At 45.2% G+C, this 17,325-nt stretch carries 20 protein-coding genes; 16 read left to right on the top strand and 4 right to left on the bottom strand.

Annotated elements, in window-relative coordinates; all coding sequences use genetic code 11:
- The first annotated feature begins 298 nt into the window (after positions 1–298).
- Positions 299–1,138 carry an aldo/keto reductase gene (locus tag BBI11_RS15135; protein WP_068465358.1) on the top strand — a complete coding sequence of 280 codons (840 nt, stop codon included), beginning with the start codon at positions 299–301 and terminating at the stop codon, positions 1,136–1,138.
- A gap of 84 nt (positions 1,139–1,222) precedes the next feature.
- Here the strand turns inward: BBI11_RS15135 and BBI11_RS15130 are convergent, their stop codons facing one another.
- The gene (locus tag BBI11_RS15130; protein WP_068465354.1) at positions 1,223–2,068 is read right to left on the bottom strand and encodes a GAF domain-containing protein; all 846 of its coding nucleotides are present in this window, start codon (positions 2,066–2,068) and stop codon (positions 1,223–1,225) included.
- A gap of 322 nt (positions 2,069–2,390) precedes the next feature.
- Here BBI11_RS15130 and BBI11_RS15125 point away from each other — a divergent pair, with 322 nt between their 5' ends.
- Genes BBI11_RS15125 through BBI11_RS15095 form a run of 7 tightly spaced genes read left to right on the top strand, consistent with a single transcriptional unit; the run spans position 2,391 to position 6,969 of the window.
- Positions 2,391–3,152, top strand: coding sequence for a Nif3-like dinuclear metal center hexameric protein (locus tag BBI11_RS15125; protein ID WP_068465352.1), 762 nt, complete (start codon positions 2,391–2,393; stop codon positions 3,150–3,152).
- Position 3,153: 1 nt separating this feature from the next.
- Positions 3,154–3,666 carry a kinase gene (locus tag BBI11_RS15120; RefSeq protein ID WP_068465349.1) on the top strand — a complete coding sequence of 171 codons (513 nt, stop codon included), beginning with the start codon at positions 3,154–3,156 and terminating at the stop codon, positions 3,664–3,666.
- 32 nt (positions 3,667–3,698) lie between these two features.
- Complete coding sequence (locus BBI11_RS15115; protein ID WP_068465346.1) at positions 3,699–4,700, top strand: S66 family peptidase; 1,002 nt, start codon at positions 3,699–3,701, stop codon at positions 4,698–4,700.
- Between the two features lie 15 nt (positions 4,701–4,715).
- Positions 4,716–5,408: an aspartate/glutamate racemase family protein gene (locus BBI11_RS15110; protein ID WP_068465343.1), complete on the top strand. Its 693-nt coding sequence runs from the start codon at positions 4,716–4,718 to the stop codon at positions 5,406–5,408.
- Between the two features lie 21 nt (positions 5,409–5,429).
- A complete protein-coding gene (locus BBI11_RS15105; RefSeq protein WP_068465339.1) occupies positions 5,430–6,083 on the top strand; it encodes a zinc dependent phospholipase C family protein in 654 nt (217 codons plus the stop codon).
- Positions 6,073–6,534: an NUDIX domain-containing protein gene (locus tag BBI11_RS15100; protein WP_068465336.1), complete on the top strand. Its 462-nt coding sequence runs from the start codon at positions 6,073–6,075 to the stop codon at positions 6,532–6,534. Before BBI11_RS15105 ends, BBI11_RS15100 begins: the two co-directional genes overlap by 11 nt.
- A 39-nt stretch (positions 6,535–6,573) precedes the next feature.
- A complete protein-coding gene (locus BBI11_RS15095) occupies positions 6,574–6,969 on the top strand; it encodes a hypothetical protein (protein WP_068465333.1) in 396 nt (131 codons plus the stop codon).
- Positions 6,970–7,024: 55 nt separating this feature from the next.
- Here BBI11_RS15095 and BBI11_RS15090 read toward each other — a convergent pair whose 3' ends face one another.
- On the bottom strand, positions 7,025–8,230 hold the full coding sequence (locus tag BBI11_RS15090; protein ID WP_068465331.1) for an MFS transporter: 1,206 nt from the start codon (positions 8,228–8,230) through the stop codon (positions 7,025–7,027).
- A 262-nt stretch (positions 8,231–8,492) separates the two neighbouring features.
- On the opposite strand from BBI11_RS15090, the gene BBI11_RS15085 reads away from it, so the two are divergent.
- From BBI11_RS15085 to BBI11_RS15070, 4 genes are all read left to right on the top strand, one after another.
- The gene (locus BBI11_RS15085) at positions 8,493–9,590 is read left to right on the top strand and encodes a hypothetical protein (protein ID WP_068465328.1); all 1,098 of its coding nucleotides are present in this window, start codon (positions 8,493–8,495) and stop codon (positions 9,588–9,590) included.
- 18 nt (positions 9,591–9,608) lie between these two features.
- Positions 9,609–10,145: a GNAT family N-acetyltransferase gene (locus tag BBI11_RS15080; RefSeq protein ID WP_068465325.1), complete on the top strand. Its 537-nt coding sequence runs from the start codon at positions 9,609–9,611 to the stop codon at positions 10,143–10,145.
- Positions 10,146–10,157: 12 nt separating this feature from the next.
- Positions 10,158–10,505, top strand: a complete 348-nt coding sequence (locus BBI11_RS15075; RefSeq protein ID WP_068465322.1) for a cupin domain-containing protein — start codon at positions 10,158–10,160, stop codon at positions 10,503–10,505.
- Between the two features lie 141 nt (positions 10,506–10,646).
- On the top strand, positions 10,647–11,150 hold the full coding sequence (locus BBI11_RS15070) for a GNAT family N-acetyltransferase (RefSeq protein WP_068465319.1): 504 nt from the start codon (positions 10,647–10,649) through the stop codon (positions 11,148–11,150).
- A 153-nt stretch (positions 11,151–11,303) separates the two neighbouring features.
- Here the strand turns inward: BBI11_RS15070 and BBI11_RS15065 are convergent, their stop codons facing one another.
- Entirely contained in the window at positions 11,304–12,161 is an 858-nt protein-coding gene (locus tag BBI11_RS15065; protein ID WP_068465316.1) for an alpha/beta fold hydrolase, read from the bottom strand.
- Between the two features lie 2 nt (positions 12,162–12,163).
- A complete protein-coding gene (locus BBI11_RS15060) occupies positions 12,164–12,931 on the bottom strand; it encodes an alpha/beta fold hydrolase (RefSeq protein ID WP_068465314.1) in 768 nt (255 codons plus the stop codon).
- A gap of 498 nt (positions 12,932–13,429) precedes the next feature.
- On the opposite strand from BBI11_RS15060, the gene BBI11_RS15050 reads away from it, so the two are divergent.
- Genes BBI11_RS15050 through BBI11_RS15035 form a run of 4 tightly spaced genes read left to right on the top strand, consistent with a single transcriptional unit; the run spans position 13,430 to position 17,281 of the window.
- Positions 13,430–15,025 carry a GNAT family N-acetyltransferase gene (locus BBI11_RS15050; RefSeq protein ID WP_068465307.1) on the top strand — a complete coding sequence of 532 codons (1,596 nt, stop codon included), beginning with the start codon at positions 13,430–13,432 and terminating at the stop codon, positions 15,023–15,025.
- 27 nt (positions 15,026–15,052) lie between these two features.
- Positions 15,053–15,418 carry an ASCH domain-containing protein gene (locus tag BBI11_RS15045; protein WP_083389123.1) on the top strand — a complete coding sequence of 122 codons (366 nt, stop codon included), beginning with the start codon at positions 15,053–15,055 and terminating at the stop codon, positions 15,416–15,418.
- A gap of 21 nt (positions 15,419–15,439) precedes the next feature.
- Complete coding sequence (locus tag BBI11_RS15040; protein WP_068465305.1) at positions 15,440–15,628, top strand: hypothetical protein; 189 nt, start codon at positions 15,440–15,442, stop codon at positions 15,626–15,628.
- Between the two features lie 18 nt (positions 15,629–15,646).
- Entirely contained in the window at positions 15,647–17,281 is a 1,635-nt protein-coding gene (locus BBI11_RS15035; protein ID WP_068465296.1) for a tetratricopeptide repeat protein, read from the top strand.
- Positions 17,282–17,325 lie beyond the last annotated feature (44 nt).

Below are 17,325 nucleotides of genomic sequence, written 5' to 3'. Positions count from 1 at the left end.
CAAATATTCACTAGATTTATTTAATAAGGACCATTAGACATCATAAATATCCAAATAAATCTATTTTTTATTAGAATACCACATTTATCTCGACTTGAAACTATTTATCGGCCCATACAGCTCAAGTTCAGAGTAAGAATTGGGCAGGTATTATCTTTGAATAAGGTTTTAAAAAAGCCAGGTGGTGCTTGGGCTCACAAACTATGCGTTTAGTAGCTCAAGCTGCGATAGTTTTATAGATAAGGGGGTATACTAAAATTATTGTGTACTAACTAGCGAACAAGGGAGGACATTAATCATGAAAAACGTACAAGCAGCGGTCACGTTAAATAACGGAAGCGAAATGCCTTGGCTAGGCCTAGGTGTATTCCGAGTAGAAGACGGGCCTGAAGCAACAGAAGCCGTCAAAACGGCCATCATGAATGGCTACCGCAGCATCGATACTGCCGCTATCTACGGAAACGAGGAAAGCGTCGGGGAAGGAATCCGCCAGGGGATGAAAGCGGCAGGTATCTCGAGGGAAGACTTGTTCATCACGTCAAAACTATGGAACGACGATTTCGGCTACACATCCGGCATTCAAGCCTATGGGACGAGCTTGAAGAAATTGGGCCTGGAATATCTGGATTTGTACTTGCTCCATTGGCCGGTTGAAGGCAAATACAAAGAGGCATGGAAAGCGCTCGAGCATCTTTATATGGACGGGCAAGTCATAGCGATCGGCGTCAGTAATTTCCAGATCCACCACTTACAAGACCTGATAGAAGGCGCAGACATCAAGCCGGTCGTCAATCAAATCGAGTACCATCCGCGTTTGACACAGGAAAAACTGCTTGCCTTCTGTCGCGAACACGACATCCAGGCAGAATCCTGGTCGCCGCTTATGGCAGGAGAAGCACTCGAGCAGCCAGAGTTGAAAGAAATCGCGACAAAATATGATAAATCGGTCGCACAAGTCATTCTGCGCTGGAATCTGCAAAACGGCGTCGTGACCATTCCGAAGTCGACCAATGCAGGACGCATCGTGGAAAACTCGCAAGTGTTCGATTTTGAATTGACAGAGGAAGACATGCAGCAGATTTCGGCATTGAATGAAGACCGCCGCGTCGGCCCGGATCCGGATAACTTTGATTTTTAAAAGAGTTGCAGGCTGACCTTTGGTGAGTGTTGCTCATCTCCATAACAAAAGGAAGGGAAAAGCTCTCGGGCTTTTCCCTTCCTTTTATTTTTCCAGCTGATAGCCGATTTTATTGAGTGCCGATTCAATATCGGCGACATACTCGGTTTTCAACTGCGATAGATGTTCACTGACACCCGGCTTTTGCACGAGCCAAGGCGGTAGGCCCGTCATCATGACTTGAACACCCATGACGTTCAAGCCGGATACCAAATTCTTTAAGACATCTGGGAACTGATTTTCCAACAGTCTCAATTGCGACAAGTCGATGACAAACGAGTGAACGCTTTTATCCGCCGCATAATGCAAAGTGTCTTCCATGATTTTCTGGGAGCGTGATTCATTGATGTTCCCTTGCAGTGATAGGATAGCCAAGCCTTTTTTAATTGGAATGATCGGCACGCTCAACAACTCGATGTCTGCCAAAGTATTATCCAAATGAATGACATAAGACAGTACATCCGCCATCTGTTTCAGGAAATGGATGTCTTGGTCACTGAATTCTTTTTCTTCCTTATCCATGACGCATAAGGTGCCGAATACTTCGCCATAAAAATCGCGCAGCGTTACTCCGAGGAATCCTTTGACCTCCAGCTGCGGCGTTACTTCCAGATCCTTGGTTAATGTAAAGGAGCCTAAATTATTCGTGCGCATCGCTTCCTGGTCACTCTGGATGATTAAGCGGCAATACGTGCCGTCATAATCCACCGCATAGCCTTCAGGAATGATGTAATGGTCTTTATTGAATGAACTGATGACTTTCATCGCGGTCGGACCGCGCTCGGTCACGTAAGCGGTGTTGACACCGAGTTCATCACTGATCACTTGAAACAGCTTATAGGAAACCGCTTTTAACGAATCGTGTGTGGACATTCCTTGTTTTTCGTTCATCGTACGTTCCTCCCCAAATCCTGGGGGTGCTTGCCGGTTTTCTTTGATGTGTAGAGCAATTTCGATTCAACTTAAAGACACTAAGTTTTCACCGAACAACTCCAAAGCTTTCAATCGATGGGGCAGCCCCCTCGTGTTTCTTTCTCTAAGGCTATAGAACTCACGAATTAGGGTCAAGGAAAACCTTTCGTTCACCGAAAGAAACATACGTTCTGCATCCGAGTAAAAGGATCACCGTCCTTTGGTGATTTTAATTTCCAATATTATCAAATGCGTTTTATGTGGTAAAATCAAGAAAAAACAGAATAGTGGGGCTTTTAAGATGAAACGAAACGATTTTGAGAAGACGATCCAGCAATTGTTTGGTGACGAATTGTTAAAAGAAGACGATGAATACGGCTTTACGAACACGAAAGACGGCGATATCCAAAAGATCGGCTATGCGACCAATTTATCTATTGAAACAGTCGAAATGGCTATCGCTCAAGGCGTCGATTTACTATTGACGCACCATGATGCCTGGGATTTCATCTATGGCTTAAGAGAAGCGTGCGTCAGTCGGCTAAAACAGCACAATATCGGCCATTTTTGGATCCACGCACCACTGGATTTTGTGGACTTTGGGACCTGTACATCATTGATGAAGATGTTGGAAGTGGATGAAATCGAGGCATACTCCACCTATAGTGAAGCGGACGGCGAACTACCCGGTATTGGCGAATTCACTACCCCTGTTGAATTTGAGCAGTTGGCGAAAAGAATGCGCGGCACTTTAAACGAACCGGTACGCGCATGGAAAAACAATGCACAGCCCGTCAAACGGGTGGGCGTGTTAACCGGTGCGGGCCATTCCTCTGCACTCATTCGTGAGGCGGCCGAAAGAGGGTGCGATACGTATGTGACCGGTGAAGCTACGCTTTACTCGATTCAGTATGCTCGGTATGCCGGCATCAATCTACTAGTGGGCAGCCATACCTTCACCGAGATTTTCGGCGTAGAAAGCTTAGCGAAAAAGATTGCGGAGCTGAATCCGGGTGTAGAAATTACTGAATTGATAGAATCACATTTTGAGTTGAATCATTGAAATGAGCGTGAGTAGAGTGGAAACCAAACTGATTATTTTGCGGGGAAATTCAGGCAGCGGCAAGACGACCATTGCCAAACGGCTGCAAGATCATTTCGGACGCGGCACTTTACTGGTGTCGCAGGATGTGGTCCGCCGTGACATGCTGATGGTGCAGGACCGCGACGGCAATTTATCGACAGCATTGATTCGGCAGATCACGGAATATGGCAAAGGCAAGTGCCGAGTCGTGATCTTGGAAGGCATTTTGGTAAAAGAGCGTTACGAATCCTTGCTGCTCGACTTGATCCGGTTTTATGAGGGCGAGGCACTAGTCTACTATTTCGATTTGCCCTTCGAAAAAACGCTGGAGCGCCACAATTTACGCCCTCAATCGGGAGACTTCGGAGAAGAATCGCTGAGGAAATGGTGGACTTTGAAGGACGATTTAGGAGTGCCAAGCGAACAATTGCTGACAGCGGAAATGTCTGAACAAGCGATAGTCGAACAGATTTGCAGACAGGTAGAAGGATAACAACTGGGCAATAGAAGCAAAGGAGTAAGCATATGACCCTATTCGATCACTTGAAAAAAGGAAACTCGATCGGAATCTATTCCCCGTCGTCTCCGATTACCTATAATTCGCCGATACGCTTTAAGCGTGCGAAAGATTTTTTGGCATCGAAAGGCTTTAACATCACAGAAGGCAGCTTGACGGGCAAACGGGATTTCTACCGTTCGGGGACGATCCGTGAGCGGGCAGAAGAGTTGAACGAACTCATCCGCAACCCCGACGTCCGCTGTATCATGTCGACAATTGGCGGGACGAATTCCAATGCACTTTTGCCGTATATCGATTACGAAGCATTCAAAAAAGATCCAAAAATCATGATCGGATATTCGGACGCAACAGCTGTATTACTCGCCATTTATGCTAAAACAGGCATTCCGGTGTTTTATGGACCGGCGCTGGTGCCTTCATTTGGAGAATTCGAGCCGTTTGTGAACGATACATATAATTATTTTTCCGAAATGTTAATGCAACAACAAATACTTCCTTATCAAGTGCCGTTACCGACTCATTGGTCGGATGAACCAGTCAATTGGGAAGAGAAAACGCAGGAAAAGGAAGCGAGAAAAAACGAGTGGATTTGTGTGCGAGAAGGCAATGTAGCGGGCCGTTTAATCGGCGGGAATTTGAATACCATGGCTGGAATCATGGGCAGCCCGTATATGCCGGTGATTAGAAGCGGTGATATTTTACTTTTAGAAGACACGATGAAAACCGCTGCGGTCGTCGAAAAGAACTTTAATTTGCTGAAGCTCAACGGCGTTTTCGACAAAGTGTCGGGAATTATTTTGGGCAAACATGAATTATTCGACGACCAAGGAACAGGAAGAAAACCGCATGAAATTCTGCTCGAAGTATTGGGCGATCGCGAGTTGCCGTTTCTTGCCGAATTCGACTGCGCCCATACCCAGCCGATGCTGACCATGCCGATTGGCAAAACCGTTACGCTGGATGCGACTGAAAAACGGATTGAACTTACGGAGCAATGGATTCGGTAATTGAGGAGGTCTTCGATGAAAACAATTGGATTGATTGGCGGAATGAGCTGGGAATCGTCCACTGAATATTACCGCATGCTTAATGAACAAGTGAAACAGCGTTTAGGCGGCCTGCATTCGGCTGAATGTCTCATGTACAGTGTCGACTTTGAAGAGATTGAACGCTTTCAGTCACAAGGCAAATGGGACGAAGCGGGCGAGCGATTGGCAAATATCGCCCGTTCGCTTGAAAAAGGTGGTGCGGAGCTGATTGTGTTATGCACGAACACGATGCATAAAGTCATTTCTTCTATAGAAGAAGCTGTCTCAGTGCCAGTTTTGCACATTGCAGACGTGACGGCCAAAGAGATACGTGCCAACCATCTCCATACGGTAGGGTTGCTTGGGACCAAGTACACGATGGAGCAGGAGTTCTACAAAGAACGCATCCAAGGTAGCGGCATCGAAGTGTTGATTCCGGAAGCCGCAGAACGCGATATAATCAACGAAATCATTTTTAACGAATTATGTTTAGGAGAAATCAACGACTCGTCGAAAGTGAAATACCGACAAGTCATCCAAAACCTCATCGATCGCGGAGCACAAGGTATCATTCTTGGCTGCACGGAAATCGGCTTGTTGATACAGGACGAAGATGCGGACGTGCCGTTATTCGATACAGCAAAAATCCATGTCGAAGCCGCAGTGAGGCAAGCGCTGGATAACTGAAGCTAGAAGGAGGAAGCGGAAATGGGATCGCGCATGATGCATTTGATCATCGCTCGGCACGTAGCCGAGAAAATCGAGATTTTCGACCGACCGCGTTTTTTGTTGGGCGGCATTGCACCGGATGCAGTGCACGGAAGAGAGCTGAAAACCAAGTCCCATTATTACGAGGGCAGTGTTGAAGACGGAACGAGACGCGTAAATTTTGAAAACTTCATCCAGAAATACCGTGGGGAAATGAGGGACTCATTCACTCTCGGATATGTCGTGCATTTAGTGGCCGATGATGTGTGGATGACAGACATCTATTTCAAAAAAGACATGAAACACCGCATCGATGCCGATCCGTCCGTGCTCGAGAAATGGCATTCGGATTTCCGGAAACTCAATGGCATGCTCATTGATCTGTTTGACTGTGCTGGATTGGGACGAGAACTGGCAGGCGCCGACTTTCCCGATACTCTTATAGAAGAAATCGAAATCAATAACTTGCGCGAGTTCACCGAAGAAATGCTAGGCGATTTCAAATCGTCGCAAGCATTTACAGGCGAGGATTTAGAAATATACTCGGTTGAAGAAATTACCGGCTATATCAAATTCGCTGCAGAACAGGCAGTCCGCGTATGCCTGTCTCTTGGGATAGAGGAACGGCAAAGGAGTGGACGCATTGGCCATTAGAAATTCCGCGAAAGCGATCATTGTCAGAGACGGCAAAGTATTATTGACGACGAACCGGGACGCAGAAGGCAGCTACTATCTATTTCCCGGCGGCGGTCAGGAGCTCGGCGAAACCTTGCCGGAAGCGGCCGTACGCGAATGCCTCGAAGAAATCGGCTGCGCCGTCGAAGTGAAAAGCCTGATTCATATTCGCGAATACATAGGTGAGCGCCACGAATACGCTGCGACCGATCACGGCGTTCACCAAATCGAATATTATTTTGAATGCCGTTTGCTGGGTGATTTACAGGCCTCGGTGCCATCAAATCCCGACGCCCAACAAACCGGCGTTGAATGGGTGGAGATTGAGAATTTATTGGAGCAACGGATTTATCCGAAGGGCATCCGCCAGTTTATCCAGGAGTTTGAAAGCGGTAGAGAGAATTCGGTTTATTTAGGGGCGTTTAATTAAAGTGGTGTAAGCATATGAAACAATTGAGGGGGAAAAGTTTTGACTATTACTTTAAAAGGGCACGAATTAAACTCTGTTCATGATATGAAGAAGCTATCAATTGTGGTGGCACAAGTACATCTCGACGAACTGCAGAAAGATACGGAGAAAAAGAGGTCAATCCAAATTACCACTTCTAGTGCATTGATTATCGCAAAGAAAATAAGTACACAAGCCCCAGATATAGAAAATCTCCCATTGCTGGATTTAGCTATTCTTCAATCAGAAGATACCATCTTTCCATTAATCAAAGACAGCAATGTCACCAATCTCGCCGGAATGATCGTTTTGAATGATGTCAAAATTGTCCCTCTTGCAAACCCTGAGAACGTCATTGAATGCGAAAGCTATGCCGTTTTTTCAGATCATATTATGGGATTTAGCCTGACAGATTAAATGTATCAATGAAAAAGGGACAGCCGGAATTTTCCGGCTGTCCCTTTTCGTGAATTTATTCCTGAACTGTGCGTCGAAAATGACTTCGGCCGCGGTAAGCGATCCAACTGGCGATAGCGAGCAAAACACCAGATAAGACAAACACAGAGCGGATGCCAAATAAATCAGCCAGTATTCCCATCAATAATGAGGAGACGCCGAATGTACCCATACCAATTGTCCCGAGCGTCGTGAAGACAGTCGGCAATTGTTCTTTCGGGACGCTCGTCTGCACGACGGTTTGTTGCGGAATATTTTTTAGCTGGCTGAAGATCCCGACCAGAACGGACAAGAAGAGCGCCATTGCGGGAACACTGTTCAAGCCGAACAATATAGTCGCTGCGCTGCTGAAAATCGAGCCAGTTAAGATGAAGCGGCTCAGATTGTTCTCGATCCATTGCGAAAAACGCAGGCAAATGAGGCTTCCGGCGATCAAGCCGATAAAGAACGATCCGTTGATAAAGCCCCACCATTTCTCATCGACTGCTAGCGCCTCGCTAACGAAGACATACAAAATCGCGGCAATCCACACGGCGCCGGCGATGGTCTCGAGTATGTCCATCACCGCAATGCGTTTTAATACTGGAGTCTTTGAAACAGTCTTCCAGCCTTTGGTGAGTTGTTGCCATTTGTTTTGCGGTTCTGGCGGGGCGCTGTCGATTCGATCCAATCCGCTCAACAACAAGCTTGAAAGCAGGAACAAGCCTGCCGTCAGCCAGACCAATTCGGTGGCGGTGAGCCAAATCAATAAGGAACTACCGACAAACCACATCGCTGTTTGAATCAGCTGTGTAACGGTCTCGTTAATGCCGTTCGCTTTCAACAGTTGGTCATTTTTCACGTAATTCGGGATCAAAGCCTGCGTCACCGGACGGGCACAGCCGTCCAACAACGCCACCCAACTGATCAATACAAATAGCACAATAAAATTGGCGGTTGTAATATACGGCAAAAGCAATGCCAAGACTATCAACAATACGGTTTTGCCCATTTGCGACCCCACAAGCAGCCATTTCAAATCAAAACGCTGCATCAGAAGCGGTGTGAGCGTGTTCGAGACGAACATCGAACTGGTGATGACAAATGGCACCAAAGCGGCAGCCGTGGCGGAACTGGTCAATTCGAAAATCAGGTAAATAATGCTGACGATATAAAGCACATCTCCGATATTCGCAAGCGACTGGCCCGTTAGTAATAAATGGAAATTTCTATTCAGTTTCATGTTGAATCCCCCAAGAGTCTATTTTGTAAATGACTTCTAATGCGGGGGAAGCTTAGATTGGACTGATCGTCACGTCGGATATTCCTTTCGTAAGGAAGATAAATCTTGGGGAATTTACCTTCAGGATGGATTGGATTCATTATACTCTAAATAATTGGAAAACAAATAGCGGTGAAAGAAAATATTGGATATAGTAGAAACAAAGCGTATGTACCGAAAAACTTAGTACGGGAAATCTTTGAAACGGAAAGCAGGTCATCAGATGAATCGAGCGAAATTACAAGCAGCCATTCTTCACGCAGAAGTGGAGACGCCAAAGTTTTTAGGGGAAGGGGCTTGGCATCATGCGTGGAAAGTCGAAAAAGATGGCCGTGAACTGGTCTTGCGGATACCCAAAGACATCGTCTACGGCAAGGCGGTTGAATACAACGAAGAAGAACTAACGGCGGAATATGCAGCGACAGAACTTTACTACCGCTCAGTCAATCAAGCTGTCGAAGGTGCCGCTCCGGAATTTTTCCAATTCCGTGTCTCTGAACAATTGAGCTATACACTAGAGTCGTTTGTCGGCACACACATCAACTTACATAACATGACATACCCAGAAGCAATTGAAACGGGGAAGGCACTCGGAGAAATTTATCGAAAAACAGAAGAGATCCAGCATGACTTGGATGGTTTCGGTTATCTGCATTGGACAGAGAAAGAGGGGCTGAGAGGTAGCATCACAGGAGATGTCCATCGTTTCCTGCAAGAAGAAAGTGAAGAGCATCTATCGGATTACCGGGAACTGAGCGAAGCGCGCCCAGAATTTCAGGATGAAACGATAAGCGAGGCGCTGAAATTAGCAACGGAGCTCAGAGCGCGAAGCTTCACTAAACCGCTCCTCAGCAATCAAGACGCATCACCTGAAAATATGTTGATGAACGGCACACAAATTTGCCTGATCGATCCGTTTCCGAATATTTATTATCCACGAGGGATGGCCGGGAACTTCATGAACCTTTACGAAACGTTTTTCATCGCGCTGTCCGATACCGAGCGTTATGGAAAGCACCGTTTTGCTGATTGCGCGGACAATTTAAAGGGGATGGCTGATGGATTTCTAGCCGGTTATAGTACCGGCGATAGCCGGATTCAGGCTGAAGTTTGGGGCGAACAATTGCTGCAACTATTAGAAACCGCCTACAGCCATTTTCATTTATTGTCTGGAAAATTACCGGAAGAAGCGCGCATCCGCTACGGCGATAAAGTACACATTGAAGAGAGGCTCGCAAGCTTAGCCGGTGAATTGAAAGCATTAGCTGCTTCGATCAGCGGGAGCCTGGCAAAAGCATTGGGTAACGGAGCCGCACATTAGATAGAGGGAGGGACTTTCGTGGATTTTCAGGAATTGGCGACAGACAGACTGGCACTTGTACATATTAAAACACATCACGCCGCAAGCTTTTTCGAGATTATGTCGAGAGATGAGGTCACGAAATATTACGGCATGAGCAGCATAACGGAAATCGGCCAGGCTGAAAGCATTATCGAGTCGTTCAGGCAGACCTTCGAAAGCGGCAGAGGAATTCGCTGGGGGATTGTCATCAAAGAAACTGGCGCTTTTATCGGCACGGTCGACTTGAACAATTTGAACCTCAAAGGCAAGAAAGCGGAAATCGGTTTTGAGCTGCATCCAAGCCATTGGAACAAAGGCTATGTTTCAGAAGCCGTCAAAGAAGTCTTGGATTATTGTTTCGGCGAGCTCGGCTTGTTCCGCATGGGTGCCGTTACATTTCCTGAGAACGGCGCATCCATCGCTTTGCTGCAGAAATTGGGGTTTGAGAAAGAGGGCATTTTGAGAGGTTATCTTTATCAAGATGAGCAATCCTATGATGCATTGATCTTTTCGCTATTAGCACATAGCAGCTAAAGGAGAAACGGAATGGAAATATTCAAATTCAATAAAAATAGTGGCCAAAAGATTTCCAAATTCAATTCGGATTTCATCATGTCTCGAATTATTCAAACAACACAAGCTGCCCATATCGGTTGCATGCATTTAGAAAAAGATGGAGTGGTCGGGTATCACCGAGCGGTATGTCCTCAATTGCTTTTAATCGTGAGCGGAACAGGACTTGTTAGAGGTGAACAAGAAGAATATGTGGAGGTTGCAGCTGGAGATGCCGTGTTTTGGCATAAGGGCGAGGGGCATGAAACGAGGACAGAAAACGGGTTGATGGCTATCGTTATCGAAAGCGAGGAACTGCATCCGGCTATACATATAATTTAAATGTATAGATTCCACAACTTAAAAGTTGTCTAGGTGAATAGCTTAATCATTGGTTTTGAACTAGATTCTTTACATTATTGTTCGGCATACATAGATATAATTAATTTGATTTACTGATTCAAATCAGGTGGAGGTAAGCTTATGGAAATCACATTACATGTGCTGCAAGAAAAGGATGCGCAAGAATTATTCCAGTTCGAAACTGACAATCAGGGGTTTTTCGAGAAACTCGTACCTAGCCGAGGGGATAGCTTTTATGTCTTTGAAAATTTTGTTTCGAGGCATCGAGAACTGTTAAAAGAACAATCAGAAGGACTTGCTAACTTTTACCTGATCAAGAATGTGGAAGGAAGTATTTTAGGAAGAATCAACTTGGTGGATATAGACAAACATAATCAAACAGCAGAAATCGGATTTCGGATAGGGGCGAAATACGGAGGTAAAGGAATTGGCAGTCGGGCCTTGAACCTTTTGCTCAAGACTGATTTAAGATTAAGGCGAATATATGGGAAAACGACGACCATCAATCCGGCCTCCCAAAAAATATTGACAAAAAACGGATTCAAAGAAGTTGGCATTGATAAAGAAGAATTCGAGATGAACGGCCAACACATGAGCTTTATACATTATTTGTGGGAAACATAAGTGGCCGAGTATGGTCTAATTTGATGTAATCGGGATATATTGATAGAACATAAAAAGGCGGACACGATTAGATTGTGCACGCCTTTTCATGCGGGAACTTTAAATAGCAGACTCCGTATGAAGATAGCTCTCATAAAAAGATAATTTCTTTGTTCATAGAAGTTTTTCGTCTATCCATTGGCTAATGATATGCGCGGTTACTTGGGGTTGGTCCCACTGGAGCATATGCGATGTGCCATCTATTTTATAAACAGAAAAATCTTTAATATTTTCAAGTAGCTGAAGAATACCTAGGTTTCGTGCTGCATCCAAGCTTTGAGGATAGTCGGCGTGAATCAGCAAGGTCTGGGCATTGATGAAAGGAAAAGCATCTTGAAATGGTTCTTTGAAAAATGCTTTAACGATCGCCAACACGCTAAATTTTGATGCTACAAGCTCGAATTTTCCGTCCGGTCGCTTTCGAAAAAGAGACTCGGAATATTTTTCTTTCCGGGAATTCCACTTTTTTGTGTAGCTTTGGTATTCTTCATAAATTTCTTCTTTATAATCCACTAAAGAGTGATCCATGTAATCCTTCCAACCTAAATACGCATAATCGAAAGTCATTTCTGGCTGGTTTTGCGGAAAGGTAAAAGCACCGTCGAGTAAAATCAGTCCTAATACTTTATCTGGATAATAGCGAGTGTAATGAAGAGCGATATCCGCTCCCCAAGAATGCCCCATTATATAAAAGGGACCTTTAACGATCTTTTCGACTGCGCGTTCAAGCCATATAGCCAAGTTCGAAAACAAATAGTCCTCTTCTTTCGGAAAAGAGGTGGTTTTCCCATGACCTGGATTATCTAAAAGAATTAAATGAAAATGGTCTCGGAGATAAGGAATAAGCTCTCCAAAACTGTACAAACTATTTCCTATAAGACCATGCAAACAAATAATAGTCGGATTTTTAGGATTTCCAAATTCCAAATAATTTATGACGCCTGAATGTGTCGAGAGTTGAAGCTCGCTCATTATCAGTTCTCCTTCAGAAACTCGGCAGCAGGATCTTTTAGGTGTGCATACATCTTTCGAATCTCCTGAACAACCGCCTCTGGATTATCGATGTGAACGGAATGCCCTACATCTGTTAAGACAACGTGACGGCTTTTCGTACTCAAAGCTGCTAAACCTTTCTGGAAATCCATCCAATGTCCCCAAGATTCTTCGGTATGATCGGGCTGGTTGCCGCCGGTTACGACAGTCAAAGGCATATCGCCGAGCGTTTTGTATTTCCGCACTTGCTCCAAGCTTTGTTCGAATTCCGCTAAAGTGCCTTCCGCGCCGAACTGTCCGTAATAATCAGCTTGCATGTCCGAAGATAATTCCTCGGCCATCAGCTTATTTTGATCTTCGTGACAAGAATCCAAAAGAATCAGTCCAGCTATTTCTTCCGGATACATACTGGCGTACAAGCGAACATTCAAGCCGCCGAAAGAATGGCCTACTAGCATATAGGGAGGTTTTACTTCCTTTTTTTGAAGCAAGTTTCGTAGATTCTCAACATGTTGAAGACTATGGCGCGGTCGTGAGTCTAAAGTGCTTCGTCCAAGTCCCGCTCTATCGTAGATAAGCAGTTTAGAAAAAGAAGAGACTTCCGTCTTGATGCTGTTCCATCTCCTCGTAGGTACACCATATCCTGAATCGAAAACAATTACGGGACCGTCTGTATCTTCCCCCAACACTTTGCAATAAAGCTGAATTCCTCCGATATCAGTGCATCGGCTTTCCAGTTGCTTCGTCATATGTTTCCTCCATTTCATCGAACAAGTCATCTAACTAATGCCTTTTAAATTTTTTCTTCATTATACTACAATATTCTGTAAATTGGATGGATGTATATACAATAATTGGATATAGTAAGGGGAGTGGTAAATGAACAGCTCCGTTAAAGTAGGCATGCATTGAAACTTAATGTGATAAAGTCCGTCGAAACACAATTTCAGTGGGAAAAAACCGCAAGAAAGCAGGAAGAAACAAGAAACCGCAAAAAAGCAGGAACAAACCGCAAGAAAGCGAGAAGAAACCACAAGAAAGCGAGAAGAAACCGCAAGAAAACAGGGAGAAAGCGCAAGAAAACGGGAAGAAACCGCAAGAAAACAGAGGAATTGCTGACAGCATATAAAGCTATGGGTCTTAGCGCTTGTGTTCATCGGTCCTCTTGCATAGAGCGGAAAATAAACAGCCTGTACTTCAGTTCGATCTTCACAAGAATGATTTTTGCTATAAAAGGAGTGTCTTCAATGAATAACAAACCGTCCATCTACTATAAAATTGCTGATTCAAAAGAAGAGATGGAACAGATTCACCGGTTGAATTACGAAACCTTTGTGGAAGAAATTCCCCAGCATAGCCAAAGCCAAGAACAACGGCTGGTCGATCGTTTCCACGAAGAGAACACCTATTGGATTGCCAAACAAGACGGCCGCTTGATCGGGATGGTGGCGCTTCGGGGTATCCGTCCCTTTTCTCTAGATCAGAAGCTCGGGGCTGTAGATCCTTATTTGCCGGATGATGCCAAGCCGTGTGAGATTCGCTTGCTATCGGTGCGGCGAGAGTATCGCGGCAAGCGAGTTTTTTTCGGTCTTCTTCAGCAAGTCGTAGCCTCCTGTTTGCAGCAAAACTATAATTGCGTGCTCATTTCCGGGACAGTGCGGCAGACGCGGCTGTATCAGCATTTAGGGTTCAAGCCATTTGGTCCTTTGATCGGCACTGAAAATGCACAGTACCAGCCGATGCTCTTGACCAAAGACTATTTTGCTTCGGCTGGGCAGCTTTTCGATCAAATGATCCAAGTGGAGAAGCCGCCGTTTTCAATTCGTCTTTTGCCCGGTCCGGTCTCGATGCATCCGAAAGTCGAGGAAGCCTGGGCCATGCAGGCAGTTTCCCACCGTTCGGACAGTTTTTGTAAAGAAATCGACTCATTGCAGGCGGAGCTCAAGCAGTTAACGGGAGCGGCTCATGTTCAACTGGCTGTCGGAACAGGCACTTTGGCGAATGAATTGATTGCAGCCCAGCTGAGCCGGCTTGGCGGAAAAGGGCTCATCCTGTCGAATGGCGAATTTGGTGAACGATTGGCGGAACAGGCAAAACGTTGGCAATTGGACTTTTTGCATCTGCAAAAGCACTGGGATGAACGGCTTGTGGTAAACGAATTGGCAGAACTAGTGAAACAGCACCCGGAGTTTCGCTGGCTATGGACGGTTCATTGCGAAACGTCGACCGGTTACCTGTATCCATTAGAAAAATTAAAGTCCTTATGTGAACAACAGGAAATTCGACTGTGCCTGGACGCTTGCAGCAGTATAGGCAACGTCCCAACCGATTTATCGAATGTATATATGGCAAGCGCAGTAAGTGGAAAAGGCTTAGGTTCGTACCCCGGTCTAGCGATCGTGTTTCATCAAGACAACGTTTCTTCAGATGACAGTTTGCCTGCATATTTGGACTTAGGCTTGTACGAAAAGAGCGGCTCGGTGCCGTTCACCCATTCTTCGAATAGCGTAGCCGCACTTCAAGCAGCGATCGCCCATCACCGCTTTCCCGACCCGCTATTGGCAACGGAAATCCGCAACCGGCTAATGGATGACGGGTTGGACGTTTTAGGAGATGACCGGTACTCGCCCGGCATCTTGACAATCGCTTTGCCGGTCGAAATAGACGGTCGTGCGGTGGGCGATGCACTCAAAGCCAAAGGAATCGAGATCAGCTACGAGAGCGATTATTTATTGAAGCGGAATTGGATACAAATCGCTTTGATGGGTCATGTGGATCGACAAGCAGTAAATCAAGCCGTTGCTGAATTACTTGGAATAGTATTGCCGAAGCAACAAGTTTAGTACAGAAAAAATGAATCTGGAGAGTTGATGAACATCAAACACAAAATGAAACTCTACAAAGAACCTTTCCGGGAAATTCAGTCTGGAAAGAAAACAATTGAAATTAGGCTGTACGATGAGAAGAGACGAAAAGTGAAGCAGGGAGACACGATTGAATTCGCAAAACTGCCGGAGGAAGATGAAAAAATAAATGTGAAAGTCAAAAAGTTATACACATATCCGACGTTTCGGGAGATGTTTGAAGATCTGTCTGCCGAAAAACTGGGGATTGTGGATAACTGCATCGAAACAAACGTGAAATCTATCCACAATTTGTATTCATCAGAGCATGAAAAGGAATGGGGCAGTTTGGCGATTGAAATTGAGCTCCTGAATGTTAAAAACGGTGGATAAACTATTGAAGGAGTGGGTGAAATGACGAAAACTGCGATAATGTTTTCCACAGGCTGGATCATATTGATGGCGGGTATGTATCTATCCACATACTTATCCACTTTATCGGTGGCTGTTGGGACGGTACTGGCGATAGTAGGTGGCGGGTTGATGGGCACCAGTTCCATTTTCTTGCCGAAACCTAAAAGGAAATCGAATTCAAATGCTTGATTCGGTTAGGGGCGTAGTATGCGCATATTTATAAATATGGTCTTGAGTTTCATTGGCTTGTTATTGATGACGGCGGGGTTTGGGGTACTGCTATTGTTTTTGGATGTGGGGCAAAGTTTGATCGCTTTACTTATCGCCGGCGTATTCGTTATCTCGGGGATTGTCCTAGCGATTGTTCGGATCGTAAAAGCGGATGAACATGACGGCAGGAAGCGGACGGATGCCGGGTTTGTTATTGCGTCATCTCTTTTGTTCGGGCTTGTTTCACTGTTCTTGTGTGCTGCCAACTTCCTGCTTTACGAGCTTGAGTACGAGCTGACAGAAGCGACGGAGCTGACGCCTGGAGAAAAGCTGGCTTATTACCGGCAGTTAGTCACAGGAAATGACGGCTCCGTTGATTTAGCAACACTCGATTCAAAAGAAATCGATGGCATCACGTTTTATTTTGCGCCGGGAAGTGCGCCTTTAGATGAGATGGAACAGGTAGTAAAACTAGTGAAATCCAATCATCCATTTTTGGAACATGAGCTCGGTGGCAAAACCGACGCTGCGGTTTCGGTTGTTCTTTACGGCGAGGAACTCGATATGCCGATTCGCGAAACGATTCAAGAAGAGTATAGCGGATTTTACAAAGAGCATGACCAAACCATCCACTTGCCTCTGCCGATTGACGAGGTATCGGTCGTCCATGAATATACGCATCATTTGTTTTACAGCATGGCGGAGGAGCGGGGGATGTATAGTATTGAAATCCCGGTTTGGTTTTCGGAGGGTGTAGCGACTTATTTATCGGAAAAAGGGCAGCCTTTGTCTTACGATCTTATGCAAACAGCAGAACACATAGCATTTGAACAGGTGGAAGAGCCCGGTGGATGGGAAAATCATTTGGGTTTTCCCGAAGACCCATATTTTCAAAGCCGTGCTTTCATGGAATACCTAGTAGGTAAAGAAGGCGAAAGCGTGATCAGGGAAATTTTTGCGGATATGGAAGGTTCCATATTCCCAAGAAGTTTTGAGCAAGTGACAGGCAAAACGGTAAAAGAATACGAGCAGGAATTCTTTACTGAATTTGAACGAGTGCCCAGGCTGTGGGATGAAATCGTTCCCTTAGAATTGGGTGGAGATGTAACAGAGAGTTTAAACGCTTATTTAGAAGTAGCCGAAATCGTTCCGAATATGGAGTCGTTGAATCATCGGATTGCGAATCTGTACTTAGAGCTAGGAGACTATAAAGCGGCACTCATCTACAGTCAAAAAGAGCTCGCATTGTTAGAAGCTGAGCGTTCTGAAAATTTATCCGCTGCCTATAGCTATTTAGCTATCGATCTATTGTTTACCGATGTTCAGCAAGCTCAAGAAGCAGCCCTCAAAGCAGTAGAAGTGTTGCCTGAAGAAGGAAATGTATGGAGTGAGGGCGTATTAGCTGAAATAGAAGCCTTACAGGCGGATATTGAAAACGGTGCGCCTTTAAAAGCTTATCTTACAATTCTCACTGGTGAACATGCTTATAAAGAAGTTATAAACAACCAAAAGGAAAAAGTTTTACTGATCGATACGGTTTTAGCACGATATCCTGAAGATCTCTCCGCAAATCGGATGGCCTTGATTGAGTTGAAGAAACAGCTTGAAGCAGAATTGGCGGTTGAGCAATAAGAACAAAACGGAGCCGATTGACAAGATCAGCTCCGTTTTTTGTA

The organism is Planococcus maritimus (assembly GCF_001687625.2).
Taxonomy (GTDB): Bacteria; Bacillota; Bacilli; order Bacillales_A; family Planococcaceae; genus Planococcus; species Planococcus maritimus.
Note: the sequence above shows the minus strand (reverse complement) of the source record. Positions and strands in the feature narration are given on the sequence as shown.